Consider the following 23,747-nt stretch of genomic DNA (forward strand, 5'->3'; position numbering starts at 1 on the left):
CATCACGCATCGACGAGCTGATGCCCTGGGCTTACGCAAAACCAGCCTGAGCCAGGATCAAGGTGGGGTGGCTGGCCCGCTTACGGTGAAAAGATAGCCGGGGCGGATTTCCAGCGTCGGCTGGATGTGGGCATTGCGGCAGGTAAGCTACTCACTAAGCTGACCGAATTGCTGGCCAAGGCCAGCAGCAATCGATTGCTGGGCGTTCAGCCCGTTCTCCGAAGGGGTTTGGCCGCCGAGCAAAATCTGCACGCCGGCACTGAGCACTGCACAAGATAGACGGCAAGACTGAGCCCAGTCAGGATGCGAATTCAAGGATGAGGCTTGCGATGCGGGGATATCCCCCTTATATTGAGCGATATGGGGATATACCCGCTTTAGGGTCCCGTTCGCGGATACGATGTCATGAGCTTGCCTCTTCACTCCACCAGCCCCTGCATCGCGGCGGCGATGCGCGCCGCCTCGCGTCGGCTGACATTGCTTTTCGATGAAGCGCTGGCGCCGTCCGGGCTGCGGGTCACTCAATTCCATATTCTCTCCGAACTTGAGCGACGTGCATCGGAGCCGCCGACCGTCAGCGAGTTGGCAGAAATTCTGACGATGGAGCGATCTGCGCTTGGTCAGACGCTTCGGCCGTTGGAGCGCGATGGCTTCATCGCGCTTGGCCGGGACAAGCGCGACGGCCGCCGCCGGCTCATTCAGCTCACGCCGGTCGGAGGGGACGCCGTGGCACGGGGCCGGCCCTACTGGGCCAAAGCCCATGCACAGTTTCAGTGCTTTTTCGGCGATGCACCGCTCGCGGCATTGCGCACGACTTTGCGCGACATCGCCGAAAATCCAAGCCTTTCCGAAGTACTCCAGACAGAGACCAACGCGCGTTGAGCAACACACCATTCTCGATCCGTGGAGAGAAGCATGATCCGTCAGATCACTGTAGAGCACGTCACCTTCGTCACTGATCGCCCGTTCGATGCGGTCGTAGAGGCCTTTAACGAGCAGGTTGGCTCGCTGGAGCAAATGGGCTGGCCAGCAATCCCGGCGGCTTCGCGTGACCAGGAAGACTTCGAGCGACGTGTTCGAGACGTTTTGGGCCCGAGCGGGTTCACGCGGTTTCTCACGATCGATCATGGCGAATGGGTCACCAAGCAGGGGCATGCGACGCGATTTTTCATGTACACGATCGGCAATCCCATGATCGCGATCACCATGATCGAGCATCACGTCGAGGCGGGCCTCGACGTGCCGGTGCGTCTCGCCATCTACGAGCATCCCGATGGCAAGACGCGGCTGGTCTTCAACACGCCGTCAAGTCTGATGAGCGGCCTCGAAAACGAGGCGGTTCATCGTGCCGCGCTCAAGCTCGACGCCAAATTGATGGCACTCGGCGAAGCCGTGACAGGCGTAAAAGCATAATTTGCGCAGGGCGGCGCCGGAGGCATTCGATGGGCAGGCACCTCAAGTCAGACCACGACGACGGCGCGGTCACGCAGAACCGTCGGGCGATGGAGAAACCGGCGCCGGAGCGGATCCCCGCCTTGGCCGTAAAGCCACAGCGGGAAACCGGGCATGCCCTCACCCCGCTTTGGGTCGTGTTCGGACTGGCCATGGGCCCGGCCGTCGCCTTGGGACTCTCGCGGTTCGCCTACGCGCTTTTGCTTCCGGCGATGCGAGCCGATCTCGGCTGGAGTTTTGCCGATGCGGGCGCGATGAACACCGCGAACGCCGCCGGCTATCTGGCCGGCGCACTCGCGGCCGCACCGATCGGCCGCCGCATCGGTGATAAGGTCGCCTTCATACTCGGGCTGCTGTTGACTGCGGCGGCAATCGGGATCTCCGGTCTCACTGCAAACTTTACAGTGCTGCTCGCCTTGCGATTGCTGGCCGGCGTCACCGGAGCCATCGCCTTCGTCTCCGGCGCCGGGCTTACATCGGCCGCCGCTGCAGGAGGGTCCCGGGCGCGCGCGCCGACCTTGCTTGGGGTTTATTTCGCGGGGGCGGGGATTGGCATCACGGCGTCGGCTCTCGCAGTCCCGCCGCTCCTTGCCACGATGGGCTGGCGCGGCGGCTGGCTGGTGCTCGGCGTATTGTCGCTGTCGGCGACGCTGTATGGCTGGCTCGTTTTGAGCCGAGCTCCAGAACCTTCTTACGGCGTCCACACTGCGCGCGGCGGTTGGTCCGCCCGGTTCATGGCATTCAAGTTGGTGTCCTACGCTCTCTTTGGCGCAGGCTATATTGCCTATGGAACATTCATCATCGCCTATCTGCGCGCCAGCGAAGGATTTGACAGTCGATCGGTCACGGTCTTTTGGGCGATCCTCGGACTGTCGGCAATCGTCGCGGCGTTCGCCTGGGGACCGATCCTTGCCCGTCTTCGAGGCGGCTGGGGGGCTTGCGCGACGATCGGCACCGTCACCATCGGGGCAGCACTGCCACTCCTCTGGCACGGTCCGATAGCGGCCTATCTCTCGGCCATTCTGTTCGGCGGTTCCGTTCTCGCCGTCGTCGCCGCAGTCACATCGTTCGCACGCAGGGCCGCAAAGCCCCATGCCTGGACGGCCGCGATCGCAGCATTGACGATCGCCTTCGGTATCGGTCAGTGCATCGGCCCCTTGCTCAGCGGCGTGCTCTCCGACGGGCCCAATGGCGTCCGTACCGGCCTTTGGCTGTCCGTCGGTATCCTCATGGTGGCGACCGTTGTCGCCGCCTTTCAACCCGAGCCGACGGCAATTGACGACGGTCATGGGCTACGAAATCGGCGATGACACAGGCTGCGCCGGTCACGGGTTTGAGCGCGGCCTCATCGGCTCAAACTTTGCAGGACTTTCAACTCGGGATCAGGCCAGATTCGCGAAAGCTAGCAATCAGCGCGTCGAACAGACTCAAATCCGCACGGCTCCGCGCCATGAGTTGCGCACCGACAACGGCGGCGTAGATTGCGCGCGCGCTTGCCTCACCCTCGCGTCCAGCAACGGAAGCCGCGGCAAGCATCCTAGTGAGCCACGCCACGTGAATATCGGCGAAGGCCTGCACCTCGGTCTTCACGGCGTCGGGCAGGTCGTCATACTCGGCCGCCATGAAGCTGCACAGGCACATCCGGTTATTCGCCTCAAGCGATTGGCGGAAAAGATCCGGATAAGCCTGGAGCGCTTTTATCGGATCGCCGGTCGCCGCCGAAATCGCTTCAAGGTCCCCCGCCGTGTCCTCCCAGTAGCGCTTCGCCACCGCGGCACCCAGATCGGCCTTGCTGGGAAAGTGGTGGTAGATGCTGGCCGCCTTGATGCCGACGTCAGCCCCGATGTCACGGAAGTTCAGGCCGCCATAGCCATGGGCCTGAGCCATCCGCCGAGCCGCCGCAAGGATCGCTTCTTTCGCATTTGCGTTCATCGCCATATCTCACCCAATCCTACCGATTGTTAGGTAGGGATTGAAAAGAGAAAAAGGAAGCCCAAGTCTATACCTAACAACTGACAGGTAGGACCAACGTCATGACTGATCCCATCATTCACATGGATGCCAGCCGCATCGCCGAACTCATCGCCACACGGGAGCTTTCGCCGGTCGAGGTCATGCAGGCCCATCTCGATCGTATTGCCGAGGTCAATCCCAAGGTAAACGCGATTGTGACGATGGCCGATGGCGCACTGGACGCTGCCAAAAAAGCCGAGGCGGCGGTCACGTCGGACGCTCGATTGGGTCCTCTCCATGGCGTACCATTCACGGTCAAGGATGGAATTGACACCGCGGGCGTGTTGACACAGCGCGGTTCGCCGATCTTCAAGGGACGCGTTGCCGAGACTGATGCAACCGTAGTAGGCCGGCTGAAGGCCGCCGGCGCCATCCTCATCGCAAAGACGAATCCGCCGGAATTTTCCTACTCGATCGAAACGGACAATTTCCTGACGGGCCGAACGAACAACCCCTGGAATCTTGACTACACTCCAGGCGGATCGAGCGGTGGTGAATCCGCCGCCATCGCAGCGGGCATGTCGCCACTCGGCGTGGGCAGCGATCTCTCGATCTCATTGCGCGGCCCGGCGGCGCATACCGGTGTCGTTGGATTTAAAGCCACGCACGGTCGGCTGCCGATGACAGGCCAGTGGCCCCGCGTGCCGCGCCGCTTGTGGCACATCGGTCCGATGGCGCGCTCGGTTCGCGATGTGGCGCTCGCTTATTCTTTAATGGCAGGCCCCGACGGTGCCGACGGCTTCTCAATCAGCTCGCCCGACATGGATACAGGGGTCGGCCCGAAATCGACCCGTCCGCTTCGTGTGGGTTGGTTTGCCTCTCCGGGCTTCTTCGGACCGATCGATCCGGAGGTGGTCGCCACCGTGAAGGCCGCGGCTCAAGCGCTCAGCGGTACCGGCTGCAAGGTTGAGGAAGTCCGCCTGCCCTTGCTGGAGCAGACGGATACCAGCACCGTCCTCTGGCAGCTTCAACAGATGGAAAGCCGGCCCGAGTTCGAGAGGGTCACCGCCGGTCATGAGGCCCAGATCTTCAGGCATGCCAGATTCGTCCTTGACGCACCTGACACGCCGATCGGCGACTTCGTCGCCGCCGAGCAGACGGTGGAGCGTCTCCGCGACACCTTCGCCGGCTATTTCCAGCGATATGATGCGCTGCTTTGCCCGGTGACCCCGTTCCCGGCGACCAAGCACGGACTGAATGAGCTCGTCGTCGATGGCAAGACGGTTTCGCCATTTCACGTGCAGAGTGCGACTGCGCCCTTCAGCCTGACCGGCCTCCCAGCCCTAGCGATGCGGTTCGGAACAAGCCACGACGGTCTGCCGATCGGCGTGCAAATCGTCTCCTCCTGGTTGGCGGAATCGACGGTGCTCGATGTGGCGGCGCGCCTCGAAGCGGTGAGCCCCGTCCGCGACCTTCACCCCGCTCTCTAACGCCAAAGGGCGGGAGCTCGATCGCCAGCTCCACATGGGCTGGAAGTTGGGCCCGCCCTGGCGGCCAGTCGATCCGAGGGCGTCGCGACCGTGCAGTCGATAGCCGAGGCGCTGCCGGATCTCAAGATGCAGAATGACCTATCTTAGAGCGCAATGGTGTCGATCAAAATTGAAAGGCGATTCACATGCCCCTCGCTCGCATTGATTTGCTCAAAGGCAAGGATGCCGCTTATCGGCAGAATGTCGGTCGCGTCGTCTATGAGGCGATGATCGGTGTTGGCGTTCCGGAGAAAGACCGCTTCCAGATCATCAACGAGCACGACGCCGACAATTTTCTTTTCGACCCTATCTATCTTGGTATCGAGCGTTCAAACGACCTCATCATAATACAAGTAACCTGGAACGACGGGCGGACGGTCGATCAGAAGAAGGCATTCTACAAGTCCATCGTTGACGGCTTGGTCCAGGCAATCGGTATCCGGCCGGAGGATGTGCTGATCAACCTTATCGAGGTGAGGAAGGAAAATTGGTCATTCGGCAACGGCATCGCGACCTACGCGGGCTGAGCCGAAGGTATCGCGAAAGCATGCAGGCCGAACTCTGGGGAATCCTTCCCTTCTCAGCCGGCCCCAGAGCATATTGCGTCCGGTCTGGTTGCATGATTCATCGGTTCGGATGAGCGGCGCGAGAATGGGCGGTGTAGTAGGCGACACCGGACACCTCGCCGAGGTCGATGCTTGGCATCAATCGGACGCAGGCCATCGGCGTGGGCGGCCGGCAGAGAGTCCAAGGCGAATGCTGCTGCAACAAGCATGCTACGGATCGACATAGCGATCTAGCGTAAAGGCTGAAGAGCACCGCGACGGGCCGGCTGGGCGGTGTTACGTCCACCCGGACCCTTTTGGCATCTAGGCGTTCGCGCCGCCGTCGACGGTCAGCGTCGAGCCGGTGATGTACTGAGCCTTTGCGCTCGCCAGGAACGCTACCGCGTTGGCGATGTCCTCCGGCGCGCCAAACCGACCTAATGCCATGAACTGTTTGAGTGTCTCCGCGTACGGGCCGTTTGCCGGGTTCATGTCGGTGTCGATAGAGCCCGGCTGCACGAGGTTGGCCGTGGCCTCCTTTGGCCCGAGCTCCCGCGCCAGCGCCTTCGTGAGCGCGGCCAGCGCCAACTTGGTTGCCGCGTACACGCCGAGGATCGGATTAGGGACGCGGTCTGCGAAGTAGCTGCCTACGGTGATAATGCGACCGCCCTTGGTAAGGTGGGCCAGAGCGGCCTTGCTTGCGATGATCGGCGCGCGCAGGTTGACGTTCAGGAGGACGTCGATGTCGGCGAGCGAAATGTCCTTGAGTTCGCTCAATCGAAGAATCCCGGCGTTGTTGACGAGGATGTCAAGCCCGCCCAGCTCGGCGACTGTCTTCTCGACCGACGCCTGAACTGCGGCGGCGTCCGCGCTGTCAGCCTGGATCGCCACGGCTCTACGCCCCTTCGCCTTTATGGCGCTGACCACCTCTGCGGCAATCTCCGCGGACTTCTCATAAGTGATCGCCACATCCGCGCCTTCGGCGGCGAGCGCTTTTGCGATCGCTGCGCCAATACCTCTGCTTGCCCCCGTCACCAGAGCCCGTCTTCCCGTTAGCGTCATTGTAATCTCCTTTTCTGTAGTGATCGACACAGAGGTCTTTGGCCTCTTGTTCGCGCATCTCAGCGCACCCTGCGTCTCGGCCTGTTGCGCCTGCGGGGACCGCGAGGCGCGCAGTTCGAGTTCACCCTCGCCGGATCGCGCAAAATCGGCGCCGGCTTGCCAAACTGGCCGTCCATCCCCCGGACATGACGACAAAGTGCATGGCGTAAGCGTCAGTTCGTCCGGGTGCGTGAGCGTCGTCGCGTGAACGGGGTGGCGCTGCCGCTCTCCATGGAGCGCGCGGCGCGAACCGGGTTGGCCAGGGCTTCAATCAGCTCAAGCACCAAGTGCCTCCTCCTCACACTCCTGACTTTTGCAACAAAATCGGCCGACAGCGGCAACAACGCGCACCAGGTCGTAAACGCCGTCGCCAAACTCCCGTGCCTACGCTGGAGATCGTCAAGCGCACGGACGCCATGAGCGGTTTCGTCGTCCTACCGCGCTGATGGGTGGTCGAGCGCACCTTCTCCTGGTTCGGACGAAACCGACACCTCAAGGACTGGGAAAACCTCGCCGACGCACTCCACGCCTTGGTCACTATCGCCGCGATCCAACTCACCCTCAGAAGACTCGCGCGGAGGTAGGCTTTTGAGCCAGGCTCTCAAGCGACGGTCGCACCGTAGCGCGCGGCTGGAGAAGAACTCGACAGGTTCTGGAACAGCGCCCGACGGGCCTGATCGAACGTGTCCCATTGGGCCGTGTCGGGCAGGGAGGGAGCGGTGACGAATTCGCCCTGATCGAAGCCGGACAGGGCCGCATCGACCATGACGCCCGGCGACATCACCATCTCCTGCGGCAAGGTCTCGATCGGCATGCCGTTATTGGCCCAGCTGTCGGTCGCGACCACGCCCGGCAACACCACCTGAATGCGCACGCCCTTGTCCGCGAGCTCGTGCCTCAGCGACTGGCTGAAGGCGAGCACGAATGCCTTGGAGGCGCTGTAGACGCCGTTCAGAAATTCGGGGCCGATCGCCACGCCCGAGGACATGTTGATGATAGAGCCGGCGCCGCGTTCGGCGAATCTCGGCGCGGCGGCGTAGGTGAGGCGCATCAGGGCGTCGATATTCAGCGTTACGACGTCGCTCATGGTCTCGACATTGGAATTCAATAGCGGGGCCACCGGGCCGAGGCCGGCATTGTTGACCAGCAGGGAGATCCGCGCGTCGTCGCGCAGGATATGCTCGACCCGCCCGAGGTCGGCGCGGTCGCCGAGATCGGCCACGACAGTCTCGACCTTGCGGCCCGTCTCGGCGGCAATGCGCTCGGCAATGGCTTGCAGGCGAGCGGTATGGCGGGCGACCAGGATCAGGTCGTAACCCCGACGCGCCAGGCGATCGGCGTAGGCGGCCCCGATCCCGGCGGAAGCGCCGGTGATCAGAGCGAAGCCCTTGGTCTGCTCAGTCATGTGAACATCTCAGTGGTTGGGCGGCGGCACATGACATCTGCGCGTGTCTCTGCACTCCATTCGCGAGCGCCGCCTCCGCCGCGAGCCGAGCGTCGACGTGTCGCGATGCGACCGGCCAGTTGGTGATTGAGGTATTATGGTGCCTGGATGCTGCAATCTGTATCGTCGCATCTGCCATCTTTAGAGGCATTTACGCCAAACGATATCGGACCCGCCGCTTCGCGCTTCAACATCATCCAATGCCGGCCAAGGAAGGTGATCCGGGGGACAGATTGGCGGCGCTCAGCGCAATTCGGCACGAAGATCCCGCACGCCCCTGCCCAGGCGCTCACGCAGGAGCGTTCGCAATGTGGCTCCGTCGAGATAGCCAACTTCGGCTGCGATGGCGTCCACGTCGAGGCCGCTGCCGTGAAGCAGCGACTGCGCGCGCTCGACCCGCAGATCCTGGAAATAGGCCAGCGGCGACTTGCCAAGGACGGCTTGGCAGCGGCGCTGCAACGAGCGCGCGCTCGTCCCCAGGGCCTTGGCGGCCCCCTGCAGCGAGAAACCCTCCTGGAGGTGTTCCCGTGACCATCGCTCGAAGCAAAGGATGAGGGGATCGGCTTGCGCGATATGATTGGGGATGATGTAGGACGCCTGAGACGAACGGATGTCGGCCAGAAGGTAGCGCGAGACGAGGGTTGCCAGTTCCGGGCTGGCCTTGCGGATCAGCCACAAAGCGAGATCGAGATGGCCCATCGCCGCGCCGGCTGTCACGCCGACATCTGTCGGCACCAGCATGCGGCCCTCGTCGAGCGAGACCTTCGGATAGCGTTGCCGGAACAGGGGCGCGAGCCACCAGCTCGTCGTCGCTTCCCGTCCATCGAGAAGGCCGGCATCCGCGAGCAGGAAGGTGCCGACGCAGGAAGCGCCGATCTGCACGCCTTCGCAACGCCATTTCAGGAGCTGCGCCTTGGCCTGACGGACGTCGGCCCGATCTAGGGCCGGCACCAGCGTCTCCAGAGTCGTCGCTTTGAGCGCCGGAACCACCACCCAGTCCGGCTTCAGATCGGGCGTGAGGGGTTTCGCAGGGATCGTCAGACCGTGCATCGAGCTGACCTTCCGGCGGACGCCGACCACCCTCACCTCGAAACGCGGTGTTCCCGCGACCAAATTGCCTGCAAGAGCGTTTGCGGTGGCAAAGGCGTCGAGCGTTACGGAGAGCCCTGAATCGAACAGGTCTTCCAAGGCAAGTACGGCAATCCGCATGGCGTGAATGACCCCAACGTTGGCGTTTACGACAGTAGCCGTTTAAATGCTGAAAGAAAAGGTACAAACATGAAGATCCCCCGGACGATGCGCAGGGGAAATTATAAAGGCACTGCGCTCCGGCATGCCATTGGAAATGCAACGGGAAGCTCCCGCGAGATCTGCTTGATCGTCTTGCCCTTGACATGAAAGGCATGCCGTACACGGCCGATCGTCTCCACCCTCACCATCCCCCGTTGAGCCCCCGCTCGCGAATCGCTTAGCGGGAGAATGAGCAATCGGGGACGGGGTCAAAATTGAACGCCGATTACCCCTGGCAGGGGGTCAAAATTGCATGCCGGTTCACAGGCCGGATCGCCGTGCAGACGCTTTATATCGAACCCGGCAGCCCGTGGGAGAATGGCTACAATGAGAGCTTCAATTCGAAGCTGCGCGATGAGTTGCTCAACGGCGAAATTTTCACCACGCTCCGCGAGGCTCAAGTCCTGATTGAGTGCTGGCGCCGGCATTACAATACTGTCCGGCCACACTCCTCGCTCGGCTATCGTCCGCCGGCCCCAGAAACGATCTTGCCGCCAGCGTTAGACCTGTCCTACGCTTCGCTCCGGCCAGCTCTAACGCTGGCACCTGAGCGCCGGATTCTAACTTAGGAACTGGTATCGCGATGTGGGGCAGGCCAGCTCGGATCGCTCAACCGCCGATGTGCTCAGGGGGGGCAACGCCAGCAGCATCGGACTGGGCCAGCGCCACTTTTTCTGGAGGGTCTATAGTGCGCGCATTGAATGTCTGGATGTGGGGAGCTTCTTCCCGCTTGTTTGCCGCTTAGCAGCGTGAGCCCTGAGGTTACAGGCAAGATTCAACTACGTGGCAATGCGAATTGCTTCCGATATGCAATCCGTCCCAAGAACGCGGGATGATCGCGATATCGCCCAAGATCGGCAATTTCCGGCCGTTTCAAGCAGCTTCAAAGCGAATGAGGCACCTGCTATTCGCCATCGTCGGCATGGCGATTTCGTCCTGCTCATGCCTCGCCGCTGGTCCGGTCTCAATCGAACTCCAAGGCCAGATTAAAACGGAGTGCCGCCTGACCGCGGTTGCTCCAACCGTTGATCTCGTTCAGATGACAAAATCCGGCACTCGAACGGTTGATTTTGGCCTCTATTGCAATGCGCCGTTCCGTTACGCCGTCAGGTCCCGGGAGGGCGGGCTCAGGAATAGCGGCCACACGATCGTCCGCGCACCGTTTACCGCGCTGATCCCTTATGTGCTCCGCGTATCAATCCTCACCGATGCGGGAGGGATCTCCGATACTTGCGGGAGCGCTCAGCTCACTGGCGGCGGCAGCTGCGCTATCAGCGACTCCGGGCAAGGTATCGCAATCGCCCAGACCGGTTCGCTCGCCTTTTCATGGTCCGTCCCCCAGGAGTTGCTCGCCGGCGATTATGCCGACGTCGTTACGCTCAGTCTTCAGCCCATCTTCTGACAAGGCCACTCCGCGTCCGGTGAGGACCACCTTACAAGCGCTCCCGCCGGAGCTGGCCATCTCGCGGCGCCCGCTCGTCGAACCAAACCTCGATAAGTGCTTGATGCGTAAGTTTCCTACTAAGCATTGTTGCGTCTGATGAGGGCGCACTCCGAGGTGCTAGACGTGGTCATGGCACAACCTAGGGACAAGGCGATGCCACGGAACGGCTCAACACTTTGGTTCGGGGCGCCATCGATTTTGCTGGGGGGCGGCGTGTAGGCAGGGTGCATGCTGACGGTCGCGGGCCGGCCGTCAGCGCCTCTCCGGCCAGGCCACGATCATTCTCAAATTACCTTTTCAAATCGGTTCATCCTTCAAGTAACGCCAGAACGATAGGAAAAAGCATGAAAACCGCACATTTGTTTTATGCTCTCGCGTCCGCAATTTTGCCGCTATGCGCCGCCGCCGGGGTGAACGCCGCCGAGAGCCAGTCCAGCGATTTCACCATCAAGGGAACGGCACAGCCGGTCTGCCTGATGCCCGAGCCGCAGCCGGGAACCCTGACCAACACCACAGTCGCGGGCAGGACGGCGACGATCGGCAATCTGGTGAACCAGACCGACGCCAAGATCAATCCGTGGTCGGTCACGTTCAACTTCGAGCAGGTCATGTGCAACTACAATTCCACCGTCAGCATTCGAAGCGACAAGGGCGGCATGATGCCGGTCGGTGCGCAGGACGCCGCGGTCAGCGGCAGCGGGGAGTTCCTTTCCCGGGTCGACTACACGGTGGTCGCGAACTGGGGCGCCGTGCAGATCCAGCCATTGAATGCAGCAGGCGGCAGCCCCGTGGCGGTCCAGGCGCAGCCCGGCGGAGCCAATCTGGCCAACCTGACCATGATCATCTCAGCGCCCGCCAGCACAAAGCCCCTGATCAAGGGCGACTACCAAGACACGATCCGCATCAACGTTGGGCTGTTGATGTAGCAGCGATCTTTTATACTCTATATGCAATTTTGGGGGTTTCCATGTTTTCGGTCAGGGGCTTCGGCTATTTTCGAATATTTTGCGCTTTTGCATTTCTGCAGCTTGCTGCCCCGACCGCTCAGGCCATGAGCGTTACCCCTCTGTCGATGGAACTGACAGCGAGCGGAGCGACCAACAAGTCGACGCTCCGCGTGCACAATGACGGCGCGGTCCCGATTCCGGTGGAAATACAGATCTCGCGGATCACCCTGAACGAGGAGGGAGAGAGTCAATCCGACCCCGCGGCCGGACAATTCCTGCTATTCCCCGCGCAGGCAATCATTCCCGCCGGCGCCAGCCAATCCTTCCGCGTGCAGTGGCTCGGTGCTCCCGATCTGAAGGAGAGCCAGACTTTTATTTTTTCGGTGAACCAGCTTCCCGTCGATCTCGGCGCGAGCAAATCCGGCGTCCAGATTGTCTTCAATTTCTCGGTCATTGTGAATGTCGCGCCGCAAGCGGGGCAGAGTCTTCTGAAACTTGTCTCCTCCAACCTCGTGGCGGACGGTAAAGGCGCCAAGCGCACGGTGATCCGGGTACAGAATGCCGGCAATCGTTATGCGCTTCTGGGCGACGGCGCGGTCGTGCTGTCGAGCGGCACCTGGTCGAAGACCATCACCGGCGGCGAGTTGCGCCAGATGATCGGCCTTGGCCTCGTCCAACCGGGCAGGACGCGCAAATTTTCGCTGAGCGCGGAGATACCGCTGCAAATAACCAAGGTCGATGCACGGGTTGAGTACGCATCAACATCGACCTCAAACTGAACGTCCCCTACCGATTGAAATTGTCTTCGAGCGCGATTTTTTCATGCGTCCGGCCGGAGATCTACAGTGCCGCTTGTTCAAAAGTGGGCTCTTGGTGCCGGCATTGCGTTTGTCTCGGTGCTCAGCATGTTCAGCCAGCCCCTGCTCGCCCTTACATCGCCGCCTATCATCGAGGCCAAGCCGGGCGCCGCAACGTCTGATTTTGCCAAGGCGACGGAGTTGACCATGCCGGTGAAGGATGGCGGGTTCAAGCTCGGCGAGGTGATCGTGCTCGTCGGCACCGACCAATCCTTGCGGGTCCAAAAGGCCAGCTTGCTGACGGCGATCCGCGGGGCATTTCGCGCGGAGGCTTTGAAAGAGCTCGATGGCAAAATTCCCGGCGCTGACTATGTCGATCTTGCCGACATCACGCAGGCGGGTCTCAAGACGAGCTACAACCCAGCCGATCTGGAAATCTCCATCGAGCCGACGGTCGAGCAGCGCCCCCGCGGTGAAGTGACCGGATCGATCACCAGCAGCAGATCGCCAGCCGACCTTAGGGCCCCGGCCGATTTTACCGGCTTCATGAACGTGCATTTCGGCGCTGCCTATTCCGCCGACGAAAAGGCTTATTCCGAGCAATTTGAGTTTCCAGCCTTGTCGCTCGATGGTGCCGTCCGTTGGCAGGGTTTGGTGCTGGAGGGTGACGGTCAGGTAAGCATCGACGGGGCGGTCACGCGCCGCTCGACCCGCCTGATCTATGATTTTCCCGAAGAAGCCATCCGCGTCTCGGCGGGAGATTTGCTGCTTCATCCGGGTCCGTTTTTTGTCACGCCGCCTCTGCTCGGCGTCGCGATTGAGCTGTCCTACGCCGATCTGCAACCGATGCGCAACGTGCGGCCTACCGGAAAGCGGTCCTTCCGAGTTGAGCGCCCTTCTGAGGTAAGTGTGCTCATCAACAACAGCGAAGTGCGAAGACTCCGCCTCGCGCCGGGCGAATACGATCTGGACGACCTGCCGCTCGGCGCGGGCAACAACGATATCCGGCTGGTGATCAAAGACGAGTTTGGCAATGAAGAGAACGTCGATTTCACGATCCTTTTCAACCGCACCCTCCTCGAACCAGGCCTGTCCGAGTGGTCGGTGGCCGCGGGGCGGACGGCGACGGTCGGTCTGTTTGAGCCGGACTATGAAGACGGGGAGCCTGCGATCTCAGCCTCGCTGCGCGCCGGCCTTTCTGAGACGCTCACCGCCAGCTTCGGCGTCCAGGCGACGAAGCGCGCGACCCTCAATAGTGCCGGCGCGTTGACTCAGACCGATCTCGGTCTGCTGAGCCTCGATGCAGCAACCTCCTTGGGCGTGGAAATCGGATTTGGCTGGTCGGTGGCGGCGGGGCTCGATCTTGAGACGGACAGGATCTGGGAACGCCTTGGGACGATTCGCTTGGGGGCTGAGTTTCAAAGCAAAGGCTTTACCTCCTCCTTGGATGAGGTGTCGGACAGGCCGGCCCGGATCCGCCTCAACGGCTCGCTGTCGCAGCCGCTGCCCGCGCGCTTCAGCATGGGCGTCTCGGGCTATTATCTGTTTTCGCAATCCGAAGCGGACCAGGGTTTCGGCACCAGCCTTTCGCTGTCCCGTCTCGTCAGTCCCGAACTCATGCTAGGGCTTTCAGGCGGCTATGAATATAGCGGGAGGGATCGCCAGGAGGAGAGCGAGCTGGAAGGCTTCTCGATGCTTGCGCGGCTGAACTTCCGGCCGAGTTCATCGACAAATCTGGCCTTGGAATATGATGGCATCGCGAGATCCGCGACCATGTCGATCGGCACCGAATATCAGCAGGGTGCCTCCCAGGCCAGCATCGACGTGGATTTGGAACGCCTGCCGAGAAACGGCAGCGATCCTATCGAGCACGCTCTCGAAACCGACGTCAGCTACGCGAATAGCCGTGTCGAGGTCAATGCCAGCCACTCACGTCAATTCGAGCGCCTCGGCACCACCCAGCTCAGTTCACGGACGTCCGCCAATATCGGAACAGGTGTCGCATTCGCCGACGGCAAGGTCGCCGTCGGCCGGCCGATCCGCGGCGCCTTCGCCATCGTCGACACGCACCCGAACCTGGCGGCCAGCGGCGTCCATGTCGATCCGTTCCAAGAAAGCTATCGCGCCTCGTCCGACGGGCTCGGACCGTTGGTCGTCTCCGACATCACCGCCTATGTACCGACAGATCTCGCCTATGATGTAGACGATCTTCCTGTCGGCTATGACCTGGGTAGCGGCGCCTTCAATCTTTTTGCTGCCTATAAATCGGGGTTTGCCCTTTCCATCGGTTCGGATTCTCCCGTGACCGCAATGGGCGTGCTCCTGGACAACGACCATAAGCCGGTCGCCTTCAAAGCGGGCTTCGCCTCCTCTCCGGTGCAGCAGGACAAGCGCATCCTGCTGTTCACCAATGCCGCCGGCAAATTTTCAGCACAAGGGCTCAACGCGGGCGATTGGACCATCGAAATGAACCATGATCCCCGCATCCGCTACGCGCTGAAGATCCCAACCGAGGCGACTGGTTTTGTCGACCTCGGCGACCTCCAACCTGAGGGCGGAGTGAAATAATGAAGATCAGCCTCCTCATCGCCAGCCTGTCTTTTCTGGCTGTCCCGCCGCCACTCGCGGAGGCAAGCTGCCAGGGCCACATTGTAGGATCCAATCGGATCTTCCTCAGCGATTACGACCCGTTCGCGCCGACGGATGCGCGTTCGCCTCAAACGCTCAGCGTCCACAATCACAGTGATGAAGGGTGCCGGTATCGGATCGCCTTGATCCGTACGCCTCCAAATGACCGGCTGGGCCAGTATCTCAACTATAATTTGACGACGCCCGCGGGTGTCAGTCTGCTGCAGAGCGAGGACGCCCAGCTCGACACCGGCAAGCTCTTACAAACATCCAATCTCCTGCCCAACAATACCGGTTCGGTCAGCTACTCCGTCTTCCTCGGGCGCGGTCAATTCGCCCCGCCCGGCGTCTATGGCGATCATTTTCTCGCGATCTTGCTGTCCGATCACGGCTCTGCGGAACTCGATAGAAAGTCCATTCTCCTGCTGCAGCGGGTCCAGCCGATTGCCAATGTCAGCATCGCCGGCGGCGGTTTGGCGACATCCATCAACTTCGGATATTTCCATTCAGGCGAGCGCCGCTCCGTCGTCCTGCAGGCACAATCGAACGAGGCTTACACAATTCGCCTCAGCTCTCAGCACAAGAGCCGTTTGAATCTTGATCCGCCCATCACGGGCCAGAACTGGTCGGTCGACTACCGGATGGAGGTCGACGGTGCCGCCGCCGATCTGACTGGAGACGCCGCGCTCGTACAGGCCGGCATGCCCAGCGCGGGTCTGAGGTCGCATTCGCTTTCGTTCAAAATCCTCGACATCGCAAACAAGCGGGCAGGTCTTTATAAGGACGTAGTTACAGCAACGATTAGTCCAAACCACTAAAAATTGGAGGATTCTATGCGTTATTTCTATGGCGTCTCGGTATTTTTGAACTGTCTGTTGATCGCAATACTGATGTGGCCGGAGGCACGGCCGCTCGACGCGTCGGTGGCCAAGCTTGTGGTGCAAGAAGAAATCCAGAACATATCCAACGAGACCTTTGGCGGTCAGGTTAGCATGGGCGCCGCATGCGCCGAACAAGCTGGAAATGAAGGCATTGTGTCCGGCAAAGGGCAAACCATGCGCCGCGCGCGCACCATGGCCGGGGTGAATGTGATCGAGCAAACGCAATTTTCCTATGAGGCCGAAGTCCTCAACCGCTGCACCCCGGGTAATCTGAATTGCTATGACATTCGCAGCCTGGGTTTTTCGGGCATAAATTATGTTGAGCCCAAGATTTAGCGCGCGAGAGGTCTACCTGATGGACTGCCGCTTTTTGGCAGCCCATCAGCGCCTGTTCTGCCCGTCTCGGATTTGCTGAAGGTTGCGAGCGCCCCTTGCCGGCCGCTTAAGCCGCCGAAGCCGTCCAATCGCCCCGCGCCTTGCTGGAGCGAGCTTCCTCAGCCGCCATGTGTAGCAAATAAGCGAGAAATCTGTTCTCCATCTTCGCGCTTATCCGGGTCAGCTCCGACGCCATATTCTCAATGTAGCCGTAGGCCTCTTCATTCGACATCGGTTCGGCGGAACCCTGAATCATTACGAGGATTTGCGCCTCTACCTTATCGTTCGTTAGACCACCCAAGTTCTCGTCTCGCCGAGTAAGCTTACGCATGCCACACATCCCTTGCTTTGTTATTGCACGCCTTGTTTACGCCTTAATTGCCTTGATGTTGCCTAAATCTATGCCCATGCGTAAGCTCGGGCTCATACGGATGTGGGTAACTCGCATCGGTCGGCGCTTCGCGTGCCGCCTGGACGAAGTTTCTATTTAATTTACTGAAATCAATACAGTTTATTTGATGAGCTTGAGCGCGCACACTCAGAATCAACGCTTAGGTTTGCGGTCCGAGGGCGTGGTTTCATGGACCAAATGCGGCGACACAGGGGCGAAATTGCGTTTACTTCGCGGCGTCAAAATTTGTCGCCCCCGCCGGCGTGGCGTCTGACCCCAGGGAAAAACTGCTCGTAGGTGGCTGCTTGCGGTCCGCATGAGGGCGTCCTTACCGGCGGGAAACGCAGCTCGCCTTCTTCGTCCAGGCGGCCGCGAGGATTGCCCGGCAATCAGACCTTGGGCCCGAACTGGCACATGAGCTTGCTTGGAGGGCACGCCCGCTTGAGGCCAAGTTCGGCCATAGCAAGCCGTAGTGAATTTCCGGGCTATCGGCTTCGGAGTGCCTGCGTCGGCGGCCGGCGGCTGCATGACTGGTCAGCTATCCAATCCCCCCTCTCCTAGGCAACAATCCGTCCGTCAGCGGACAAGTCCATGAAACTCACCTGAGCGGGATCGACGCCTTGACCACCGAAGGTCCAGTGTAGTCGGGCGCGGGTACGATACGACGAACACCGATAGCGACGCTCCTCCGGGATGGACATGAGGGGCCCTCCGGTGAATGTCGCGCCTGGCTCTGGCGACGCTTGATCGTGATGATCATCTTAGTCATGGATCATCACAGCGCGGATCGAACGGCTGGCAGTCAATTCTGAGACCCGAGCGATGTCGTCGGTCGTGCGCGGACTGTCAGTCGATGACGCCGGACGTCGGGACGACATTACCGCGCGAGCCTTGCGTAAAGGGATGAGCGAGTTCTTGGCGGGAGGGTGAATCTCCTAGGCATGCGAGCCTGATGCCTTACTCCCGCAAACGTCGTTGAGAGAAGCCCTTCTCTTCCTAGCTGAGACGATTCTCTAAAGACACGTCGAGCGCGCTGACTTTCGGCGAAGCCCCCGCAACTGCTATGTGGCGCCTACCGCTCTCATGGCGTAAAGCGCGCCAATACTGAGCAAATACAGTATTATCGAAAAATATTGGCTATAAAATTACTACATTAATTGTACATTTTTCAGGTTGAAATCCTGCTACTTCATTAACTTGCGAGCTATAAAATGTTGAATCGACCTGATATTCCAAAATGACTCGGATCCAACTATGGAGCAGTTGCCGGCGAATCAGTGCCCAACGGAGGTCTTCCCGAAGCCATCGGCGGCGGAGATCAAAGCAGAGCAAATCCAGCTGCTATACGGCGCGGCGATCGTCCCGATGTTCAATCTCATCACGGCGCCGATCGCGGCGATCCTGCTCGCGCCGGTCTACCCACTTTGGGCGCTCTTGAGCTGGCTTGCGCTGGTTGCCACAATTATCGTTGCCCGGTTCTTACTATGGCGCCGCTTCCAGAGGAGTCAGCCTGAGCACCGCGACGCCGAACGCTGGGGGCGGGCCTTTGCAGTCGGGGCCGCCGCCACCGGCTTGGCCTGGGGGATGCTTGGCTCGGTCGCGCTCATGACCGACGACCCGGCGTATTACGTCTTCGTCGCCTTCCTGCTGGCAGGGATGACCGCCGGCGCGACCATGCGAGATTCCGCCTATCTGCCCGCTTTATACGGCTTTATCGTCCCCGCAGTCCTGCCGATGATCGCCGCCTTCCTGGCGCAGGGCAGCCTCATCTCGGGCGGCATGGGATTCTTGCTCACGACATTTGCCGTCGTCTTGGCTCTGATGGGGCATGAAAATAATCAGCGGATCCGCGAAAACATCCGCATGCGCCTCGAACAAGTTGGCCTGAACAAAGTCCTGCGAGACGTGACCCGAACCCTGACTAAAGAGATGAACGACCGTGCAAGCGTCTCCATCGCTCTGGATGAGACTAGTGCGCGGTTCAACGCCATCGGAGATCGCGCACTTGACCCCATTATCATCACAAATGCCGAAAATGGGGTGGTTTATTGGAACTCCGCTGCGGAGCGTGCTTTCGGCTATCCGCGAGAGGAGATGATGGGACGCAGCGTCCATGAGATTCTCACGCCAAAGCGCTACCGTGAGAAAGCCATCGCCGGGTACAAACGCTTCATTCTAACCGGACAGGGGCCTGTGGTGGACAAGACCCTCCCGTTCAGCGCCCTTCGCAAGGATGGCTCCGAATTCCCCATCGAGCTTTCGGTATCGGCGATCCAGATGGGCGGGAGCTGGCACGCGCTCGGCATTGCCCGGGACGTCAGTGAACGGGAACTAACCGAAACCGCGCTCAGGGAGCGGGGCGAAGAACTCAGGATCGCGCAGCGACTTGCCCATGTCGGAAGTTGGATGTGGCAAGAAGATACCGACATGCTGGAATGGACTGAGGAGCTGTACCGGATGTTCGGCCGGGATGTGGCACTTCCGGCGCCAAGCATCGAGGAACATTCCAAGTTTCTCACGCCTCCGAGTTTTGGGCGGCTGCGTGGGGCCGTGTTGGCTTGTCATGCAACGGGAAGCCCCTTCGAGATCGACCTGGAAGGTGCAAGGCCGGACGGCAGTCTGATCTGGATCTCGATGCGCGGCGAATTCCAAAAGCCCGTGGACGGCCGGCGCGTGCGCATTCGCGGCACCGCGCAAGACATAACGGAGCGCAAGAGCGCCGAACTTGCAAGCCGCGAAGCCGAGGCGATGCTGCGAGCCCTGGTAGAGCAGGGCATGTCCGGCATCTTCATTGTCGGAGAGGACGCGACGCTCGCCTATGCCAATCCGCGCTTTGCGGAGATGATTGGCTATACCGCGCCGGCTGAGGCCATTGGCCGTTCCATGCTCGAATTCACCGTCGAGGCCGAGCGACCAGCCATCAGCGACGCGATCGGGGCTCTGTTTTCCGGACGAGAACTTTCTAGGGAACTGGCGCTGACGTTATTACGCAGGCAGGGCGGGACCGTGAATGCGCTCGCACAAGGCGCGCTCGCGACTTTTCAAGGCAAGCGCGCCGTTATCGCTGTTGTCATGGACATCACTGAGAGGCGCCGGGCTGAGGAGAAGGTCGCGGTGCTGAACGAGCAGATGATGGCTGCAGTCGCGGTACTGGAGCGGCGCGCCGGCGACCACGGTGCTATCGCCCAGTTGAGTGACATCCTGCAAACCTGCCACGCGCGCACCGAGGCATATCCGATCATTGCCGCGAGCGCCGCCAATCTCTTCCCCGGCACCAGCGGCGGCCTGGCGCAGGTCAGGCAAGAGACGCGCGAATTGGTAAATGTTGCACATTGGGGCCGCGATGCCGCGATGCTGCCGAATTTTTTGTTCGACGATTGCTGGGCGCTGCGGACCGGGAGGCGCTATGAGGTCGACCAGCCCGCGACCGGCACCCCTTGCCGCCACTTCACCTCGCCTCCGCACGGGCCCTATATCTGCCTGCCATTGACGGTGCACGGGGAAACCAGCGGTTTGCTGCATCTCTATATCGGTGCGACCGCGGTTATCGACGATGAGCTGCGCCAACTCATGCTGACTTTCGGCGACGTCGTTAAATTGTCTCTGTCGAATCTGAAACTGCGCGAGACTTTGAGCGAGCAGGCCGCACGCGATGCGCTGACCGGCTTGTACAACCGGCATTATCTAAGCGACAGCTTGAAACGCGAGGTCGGGCGGGCACGGCGGAACGATGAGCCGCTGTCGGTAGCGATCATGGATATCGACCACTTTAAGACCTTCAACGACGCGCAAGGGCACGATGCGGGCGATGCAGTGTTGAGCGGCCTAGGAACCCTATTGCTGGATCAGATGCGGACGGGCGATATCGCCTGCCGTTATGGCGGAGAGGAACTCCTGCTTGTGTTCCCTGATTGCAGCGTGGACGACGCCAAGGCTCGCCTGGAACAGATTTGTCAGGACATCAAACGCAAGAGCTTCGTGTTCCGCGGCCGCGCCATGCAGCGCGTTACCATGTCAGTCGGCCTCGCCCAACTCAGCGACACTATCAATTCTGCGGCCGGATTAATCACCGCGGCGGACGAGGCGCTCTACGCGGCCAAGCGCGGCGGGCGAGACCGGATCGAGATCTTCGTTCCCCCCGGCGCGCAGGCGGCTTTGTCGGGTCAAACCTCGTGATGCTTGCAAACTCCGGAACCGGAAGCGGCCCGCGGAATGTTACCAAGCCCGCAAGAATGCCCCGCCCGAACGGACCGGATGAAGGCCCGCGATGACGCGGCCGGCTTCGGGCACCCCGCGCCTGGGCGCGGAGCAATAGCGGCGCCGGGCCGCCGGCGAATCCCCGCTCGTGCCGCTTTCAGCGCGGCGGCTGTGCGTATCGCGCCGTCCGCTAAGCGCCAAGCCGGCGAGGTTACCTCAGGCGACTTCATGCTGACCCCTGATACGAAGCGGCGTAGAACATGGGCCTGCCGCTAGCGGCTGCCATCGCTGGCAACTTCATCGCCGAGCCGCAGAACATATCGGCCATGGCACCGGCGAATGAGGCGATCTCCACGTCGCATCGCGCAACTTCGGAAAAGCTGCTGCCCTCCCCGGTCAGGGTCGCCTCGATCAGCTCGGCGGGCAGCCGCTGCGTGGCCTCATCGGCATCCGGCAGCGCTTCCGCGACGAATACAGTGGATATCCTGCCTCCGACGCGTGTCCGGGCAGCCCATTCGTACCCAAGTCGGCAACGCAGGGCGTACTGCTATCCGCAATGCAGGAGCCGCTGAATTTAGAGGTGGCGTCTGCGGAGGACGCGTATGAATGAGCGTCCCACCCCTCTTGAGCGCGCATTTGAGCTTGCTGCGTCCGGGAGCTACCGCTCGGTCGATGAGATCAGAGCGCGCCTGAAGCGTGAGGGCTTCGATGTCGCTCAGCTAACCGGAAGAACGCTCGCGAGCCAGTTGCGCCATCAAATCAAGCAGGCAAGAGAGGACCGCGCCCGCTAGCAATCCACGCCGGAAATGGGTTGATATGCCTGCTCGCGATAACATTCCTTAAGGCGGCCGAACCCAGCCGCGACGACTCCCGCCGATAACCTGACGACCGCCCGGGAATGGGATGGTGGCGCAATCGTTGACCGCCATCTGATGGAGGCGTCACGATGCATTTCTTCCAGATCTTGCTTCCGAGCGCGGACAACGATGGCAGGCAGTTCGCCCGGGAAGAGTTCGACCGCGTCAAAGACGAACTCGCCAACCGTTTTGATGGCGTCACAGCCTATTTGCAGGCGCCCGCGGAGGGGGTCTGGCGGAATGGCGGGCAATCCAGCCATGATGAGATCGTCATTTTCGAGGTGATGGTCGAGGAGGTCAACCTGCCGGAATGGCGGAGCCGGCGCGCCGAACTCGAACGGCGCTTTCGGCAGGAGAAGGTGATCATTCGCTACATGCCGATGAGCCTCGTGTAGAGGAGCAGATCATGCCGTCCACATGCATCCGCAAAGCCAAGTATGATCCCGCCACCCGTGTTCTCTCCGTCTGGTTCGTCGCGAGCGGCAAACGCTATGACTATGAAGCTGTGCCGCCGGAGACGTATGCTGCCTTCCGGGAGGCGTTTGCCAAGGGCCGCTTTTTTAACGAGCAAATCCGCGATCGATACAAATATCGGCCGGAAATCTAATCGAATACTGCCGCTGTGGCGCTATGCGCCGGTGTCGGAATGCGCTGCCGCGGCTGGCTTCGATTCCGGCGAGCCCTTCTGCCGCAGGAAGATCGACAGCACCACCAGCACCGCCGTCGACATGAACTCGGACTGCCAGTTCTGGAAGGACTCAAACCACATCTGCGCGTTCAACAGGTAGCTTCCGAGCGATTGCACCGCGCCGCCATGCCGGAGCGCCTCCGCGTTCGCTGCCGCAAGGCTCGCCCACCAGTGCAGGGCAAAGGACGCGACGAACAGCAGGGCGAGCGCGATGCCGAGCGAATAGGAATACAGCCACGACCGGACCGGGTGGCGGTTGCGCATCGCCGCAGGGAGCTCGTCGCCGGGCCGGTCGGGATCGTCGGGATCGCGCGACTCGGCCGAGCCGCGCTGGAACAGCATGGCGGTCAGCATCACATAGGCCGACATCTGCAAAAATTCGCTTTCCCAGTTCTCGAACAGCGCGGAGAGAAAATCGCCGCTGATCAGATAGGCCGGAAGGCCGACCCCCGGCGAGCCATGCTTTCCCAGCTCCTCATTATAGGCCGCGTGGCCGGACCAGATCATGCCCNCATGCCCACGGCGCTGATGAGGAACATCCCCGCCAGGACGAGCGTCAGGGCGTTGTCTCGAAAAAAGGCTTTCACGGGCGTCTCTCCCTCGCCGGTTCCGGTTATCGCCAGGCCTCCAGCACCTCGCCCATCGTCACCGTCTCGACCTGCTCGGTAAAACGGGTGCGGTAGAGCTCCAGCAGCGCGTCATGTGTCCGGTCTTCCGAGCTGCAAATGGCATCCGTCACAAGGATCACGCGGAAGCCGCGGTCGACGGCGCCGAGCACGGTCGCCAGCACGCAAACGTCGGTCTCGCCGCCGGTGATGACGAGCGTGTCGACCTGCGACCCTTCGAGCAACGCGTCTAGGCGGCCTTCCGTCCACGGGGAATAGACGCGTTTGTCGAGTGTCTTCGCCGGGGGCACGAACCGCGCCAGCGCCGGCATCAGTTCGATCAGACCGGCATCGATGTTCGCAAGCGTGACGTCCGCCCAGCGACGGTAGTAGCGCGCCCACATGCCGGGCGCCTCGCCGGGCCCGTCGGCGGGGATGAAGCGGGTGAACAGCGTTCGCCGTGGATGCCTTGCCGCCAGTTCCTCAATCGCCGGCAGCACCCTCTCGCCCCAGGGCACAGCCCATGGCCCTCCCGGCGCGAACAGGCGCTGCATGTCGACGCACAGATGCAGGGAGTTTTCCCCGATCGGGCCGTGCACGAGGCCTTGTCCCCCCATGATCAA

At 61.3% G+C, this 23,747-nt stretch carries 21 protein-coding genes and 2 pseudogenes; 16 read left to right on the plus strand and 7 right to left on the minus strand.

The genetic code is table 11. The features are described from left to right. The first annotated feature begins 405 nt into the window (after positions 1 to 405). Genes BLEFHOIH_RS01045 through BLEFHOIH_RS01055 form a run of 3 tightly spaced genes read left to right on the plus strand, consistent with a single transcriptional unit; the run spans position 406 to position 2,762 of the window. Positions 406 to 882, plus strand: coding sequence for a MarR family winged helix-turn-helix transcriptional regulator (locus BLEFHOIH_RS01045; protein ID WP_088342653.1), 477 nt, complete (start codon positions 406 to 408; stop codon positions 880 to 882). Between the two features lie 33 nt (positions 883 to 915). Continuing rightward, positions 916 to 1,413 (plus strand): DUF302 domain-containing protein, encoded by a 498-nt coding sequence (locus BLEFHOIH_RS01050; protein WP_088342654.1) that lies wholly within the window; start codon positions 916 to 918, stop codon positions 1,411 to 1,413. 29 nt (positions 1,414 to 1,442) lie between these two features. Beyond that, positions 1,443 to 2,762, plus strand: coding sequence for a YbfB/YjiJ family MFS transporter (locus BLEFHOIH_RS01055; RefSeq protein ID WP_210191720.1), 1,320 nt, complete (start codon positions 1,443 to 1,445; stop codon positions 2,760 to 2,762). Positions 2,763 to 2,823: 61 nt separating this feature from the next. Here the strand turns inward: BLEFHOIH_RS01055 and BLEFHOIH_RS01060 are convergent, their stop codons facing one another. Continuing rightward, the gene (locus BLEFHOIH_RS01060) at positions 2,824 to 3,384 is read right to left on the minus strand and encodes a TetR/AcrR family transcriptional regulator (protein ID WP_088342684.1); all 561 of its coding nucleotides are present in this window, start codon (positions 3,382 to 3,384) and stop codon (positions 2,824 to 2,826) included. A 101-nt stretch (positions 3,385 to 3,485) separates the two neighbouring features. On the opposite strand from BLEFHOIH_RS01060, the gene BLEFHOIH_RS01065 reads away from it, so the two are divergent. Next, entirely contained in the window at positions 3,486 to 4,895 is a 1,410-nt protein-coding gene (locus BLEFHOIH_RS01065; protein ID WP_088342655.1) for an amidase, read from the plus strand. A 185-nt stretch (positions 4,896 to 5,080) separates the two neighbouring features. Next, complete coding sequence (locus tag BLEFHOIH_RS01070) at positions 5,081 to 5,461, plus strand: tautomerase family protein (protein WP_088342656.1); 381 nt, start codon at positions 5,081 to 5,083, stop codon at positions 5,459 to 5,461. 342 nt (positions 5,462 to 5,803) lie between these two features. Here BLEFHOIH_RS01070 and BLEFHOIH_RS01075 read toward each other — a convergent pair whose 3' ends face one another. Then, positions 5,804 to 6,541: an SDR family oxidoreductase gene (locus tag BLEFHOIH_RS01075; RefSeq protein WP_088342657.1), complete on the minus strand. Its 738-nt coding sequence runs from the start codon at positions 6,539 to 6,541 to the stop codon at positions 5,804 to 5,806. 425 nt (positions 6,542 to 6,966) lie between these two features. Here BLEFHOIH_RS01075 and BLEFHOIH_RS27125 point away from each other — a divergent pair. Beyond that, a pseudogene (locus BLEFHOIH_RS27125) lies at positions 6,967 to 7,164 on the plus strand (IS5/IS1182 family transposase); the annotation flags it as partial. Positions 7,165 to 7,181: 17 nt separating this feature from the next. On the opposite strand, the gene BLEFHOIH_RS01080 reads toward BLEFHOIH_RS27125, so the two are convergent. Together BLEFHOIH_RS01080 and BLEFHOIH_RS01085 are read right to left on the minus strand one after the other, a co-directional pair. Next, the gene (locus tag BLEFHOIH_RS01080; RefSeq protein WP_088342658.1) at positions 7,182 to 7,985 is read right to left on the minus strand and encodes an SDR family oxidoreductase; all 804 of its coding nucleotides are present in this window, start codon (positions 7,983 to 7,985) and stop codon (positions 7,182 to 7,184) included. 282 nt (positions 7,986 to 8,267) lie between these two features. Beyond that, positions 8,268 to 9,233 (minus strand): helix-turn-helix domain-containing protein, encoded by a 966-nt coding sequence (locus tag BLEFHOIH_RS01085; RefSeq protein ID WP_088342659.1) that lies wholly within the window; start codon positions 9,231 to 9,233, stop codon positions 8,268 to 8,270. A 362-nt stretch (positions 9,234 to 9,595) separates the two neighbouring features. Between BLEFHOIH_RS01085 and BLEFHOIH_RS01090 the strand changes: the two are divergent. From BLEFHOIH_RS01090 to BLEFHOIH_RS01115, 7 genes and pseudogenes are all read left to right on the plus strand, one after another. Beyond that, positions 9,596 to 9,883 (plus strand): annotated as a pseudogene (locus tag BLEFHOIH_RS01090) (transposase); the annotation flags it as partial. Positions 9,884 to 10,146: 263 nt separating this feature from the next. Then, on the plus strand, positions 10,147 to 10,716 hold the full coding sequence (locus tag BLEFHOIH_RS01095) for a hypothetical protein (RefSeq protein ID WP_088342660.1): 570 nt from the start codon (positions 10,147 to 10,149) through the stop codon (positions 10,714 to 10,716). 386 nt (positions 10,717 to 11,102) lie between these two features. Beyond that, positions 11,103 to 11,684 carry a hypothetical protein gene (locus BLEFHOIH_RS26505; RefSeq protein WP_170936934.1) on the plus strand — a complete coding sequence of 194 codons (582 nt, stop codon included), beginning with the start codon at positions 11,103 to 11,105 and terminating at the stop codon, positions 11,682 to 11,684. Between the two features lie 41 nt (positions 11,685 to 11,725). Beyond that, positions 11,726 to 12,484 carry a fimbria/pilus periplasmic chaperone gene (locus BLEFHOIH_RS26510; RefSeq protein WP_170936935.1) on the plus strand — a complete coding sequence of 253 codons (759 nt, stop codon included), beginning with the start codon at positions 11,726 to 11,728 and terminating at the stop codon, positions 12,482 to 12,484. A gap of 66 nt (positions 12,485 to 12,550) precedes the next feature. Continuing rightward, complete coding sequence (locus BLEFHOIH_RS01105) at positions 12,551 to 15,070, plus strand: fimbria/pilus outer membrane usher protein (protein WP_125461529.1); 2,520 nt, start codon at positions 12,551 to 12,553, stop codon at positions 15,068 to 15,070. Next, positions 15,070 to 15,948, plus strand: coding sequence for a hypothetical protein (locus BLEFHOIH_RS01110; protein ID WP_088342663.1), 879 nt, complete (start codon positions 15,070 to 15,072; stop codon positions 15,946 to 15,948). Before BLEFHOIH_RS01105 ends, BLEFHOIH_RS01110 begins: the two co-directional genes overlap by 1 nt. 15 nt (positions 15,949 to 15,963) lie before the next feature. Beyond that, a complete protein-coding gene (locus tag BLEFHOIH_RS01115; RefSeq protein ID WP_088342664.1) occupies positions 15,964 to 16,347 on the plus strand; it encodes a hypothetical protein in 384 nt (127 codons plus the stop codon). 106 nt (positions 16,348 to 16,453) lie between these two features. On the opposite strand, the gene BLEFHOIH_RS01120 is transcribed toward BLEFHOIH_RS01115, so the two are convergent. Next, entirely contained in the window at positions 16,454 to 16,717 is a 264-nt protein-coding gene (locus BLEFHOIH_RS01120; protein WP_125461530.1) for a hypothetical protein, read from the minus strand. A gap of 1,314 nt (positions 16,718 to 18,031) precedes the next feature. Between BLEFHOIH_RS01120 and BLEFHOIH_RS01125 the strand changes: the two genes are divergently transcribed. From BLEFHOIH_RS01125 to BLEFHOIH_RS01140, 3 genes are all read left to right on the plus strand, one after another. After that, positions 18,032 to 20,953 (plus strand): PAS domain S-box protein, encoded by a 2,922-nt coding sequence (locus BLEFHOIH_RS01125; protein ID WP_088342666.1) that lies wholly within the window; start codon positions 18,032 to 18,034, stop codon positions 20,951 to 20,953. A gap of 967 nt (positions 20,954 to 21,920) precedes the next feature. After that, a complete protein-coding gene (locus BLEFHOIH_RS01135; protein WP_088342668.1) occupies positions 21,921 to 22,226 on the plus strand; it encodes a hypothetical protein in 306 nt (101 codons plus the stop codon). Between the two features lie 11 nt (positions 22,227 to 22,237). Continuing rightward, a complete protein-coding gene (locus tag BLEFHOIH_RS01140) occupies positions 22,238 to 22,438 on the plus strand; it encodes a KTSC domain-containing protein (protein ID WP_088342669.1) in 201 nt (66 codons plus the stop codon). Between the two features lie 21 nt (positions 22,439 to 22,459). Here BLEFHOIH_RS01140 and BLEFHOIH_RS27130 read toward each other — a convergent pair. Together BLEFHOIH_RS27130 and BLEFHOIH_RS01150 are read right to left on the minus strand one after the other, a co-directional pair. Beyond that, positions 22,460 to 23,030: DUF6766 family protein (locus BLEFHOIH_RS27130; RefSeq protein WP_245296817.1), on the minus strand; the 571-nt coding region annotated here is incomplete at its 5' end. A 102-nt stretch (positions 23,031 to 23,132) separates the two neighbouring features. Beyond that, on the minus strand, positions 23,133 to 23,741 hold the full coding sequence (locus BLEFHOIH_RS01150; RefSeq protein WP_088342670.1) for an isochorismatase family cysteine hydrolase: 609 nt from the start codon (positions 23,739 to 23,741) through the stop codon (positions 23,133 to 23,135). Between the last annotated feature and the right edge of the window lie 6 nt (positions 23,742 to 23,747).

This window comes from Rhodomicrobium sp. R_RK_3 (assembly GCF_002198715.1).
Classification (GTDB): domain Bacteria; phylum Pseudomonadota; class Alphaproteobacteria; order Rhizobiales; family Rhodomicrobiaceae; genus R-RK-3.

Excerpts from the sequence above, each read along its gene's own strand:
- BLEFHOIH_RS01045 (WP_088342653.1), top strand. The coding sequence starts at position 406 with ATGAGCTTGCCTCTTCACTCCACCAGCCCCTGCATCGCGGCGGCGATG.
- BLEFHOIH_RS01050 (WP_088342654.1), top strand. The coding sequence starts at position 916 with ATGATCCGTCAGATCACTGTAGAGCACGTCACCTTCGTCACTGATCGC.
- BLEFHOIH_RS01055 (WP_210191720.1), top strand. The coding sequence starts at position 1,443 with ATGGGCAGGCACCTCAAGTCAGACCACGACGACGGCGCGGTCACGCAG.
- BLEFHOIH_RS01060 (WP_088342684.1), bottom strand. The coding sequence starts at position 3,384 with ATGAACGCAAATGCGAAAGAAGCGATCCTTGCGGCGGCTCGGCGGATG.
- BLEFHOIH_RS01065 (WP_088342655.1), top strand. The coding sequence starts at position 3,486 with ATGACTGATCCCATCATTCACATGGATGCCAGCCGCATCGCCGAACTC.
- BLEFHOIH_RS01070 (WP_088342656.1), top strand. The coding sequence starts at position 5,081 with ATGCCCCTCGCTCGCATTGATTTGCTCAAAGGCAAGGATGCCGCTTAT.
- BLEFHOIH_RS01075 (WP_088342657.1), bottom strand. The coding sequence starts at position 6,541 with ATGACGCTAACGGGAAGACGGGCTCTGGTGACGGGGGCAAGCAGAGGT.
- BLEFHOIH_RS01080 (WP_088342658.1), bottom strand. The coding sequence starts at position 7,985 with ATGACTGAGCAGACCAAGGGCTTCGCTCTGATCACCGGCGCTTCCGCC.
- BLEFHOIH_RS01085 (WP_088342659.1), bottom strand. The coding sequence starts at position 9,233 with ATGCGGATTGCCGTACTTGCCTTGGAAGACCTGTTCGATTCAGGGCTC.
- BLEFHOIH_RS01095 (WP_088342660.1), top strand. The coding sequence starts at position 10,147 with ATGATCGCGATATCGCCCAAGATCGGCAATTTCCGGCCGTTTCAAGCA.
- BLEFHOIH_RS26505 (WP_170936934.1), top strand. The coding sequence starts at position 11,103 with ATGAAAACCGCACATTTGTTTTATGCTCTCGCGTCCGCAATTTTGCCG.
- BLEFHOIH_RS26510 (WP_170936935.1), top strand. The coding sequence starts at position 11,726 with ATGTTTTCGGTCAGGGGCTTCGGCTATTTTCGAATATTTTGCGCTTTT.
- BLEFHOIH_RS01110 (WP_088342663.1), top strand. The coding sequence starts at position 15,070 with ATGAAGATCAGCCTCCTCATCGCCAGCCTGTCTTTTCTGGCTGTCCCG.
- BLEFHOIH_RS01115 (WP_088342664.1), top strand. The coding sequence starts at position 15,964 with ATGCGTTATTTCTATGGCGTCTCGGTATTTTTGAACTGTCTGTTGATC.
- BLEFHOIH_RS01120 (WP_125461530.1), bottom strand. The coding sequence starts at position 16,717 with ATGCGTAAGCTTACTCGGCGAGACGAGAACTTGGGTGGTCTAACGAAC.
- BLEFHOIH_RS01125 (WP_088342666.1), top strand. The coding sequence starts at position 18,032 with ATGGAGCAGTTGCCGGCGAATCAGTGCCCAACGGAGGTCTTCCCGAAG.
- BLEFHOIH_RS01135 (WP_088342668.1), top strand. The coding sequence starts at position 21,921 with ATGCATTTCTTCCAGATCTTGCTTCCGAGCGCGGACAACGATGGCAGG.
- BLEFHOIH_RS01140 (WP_088342669.1), top strand. The coding sequence starts at position 22,238 with ATGCCGTCCACATGCATCCGCAAAGCCAAGTATGATCCCGCCACCCGT.
- BLEFHOIH_RS01150 (WP_088342670.1), bottom strand. The coding sequence starts at position 23,741 with ATGGGGGGACAAGGCCTCGTGCACGGCCCGATCGGGGAAAACTCCCTG.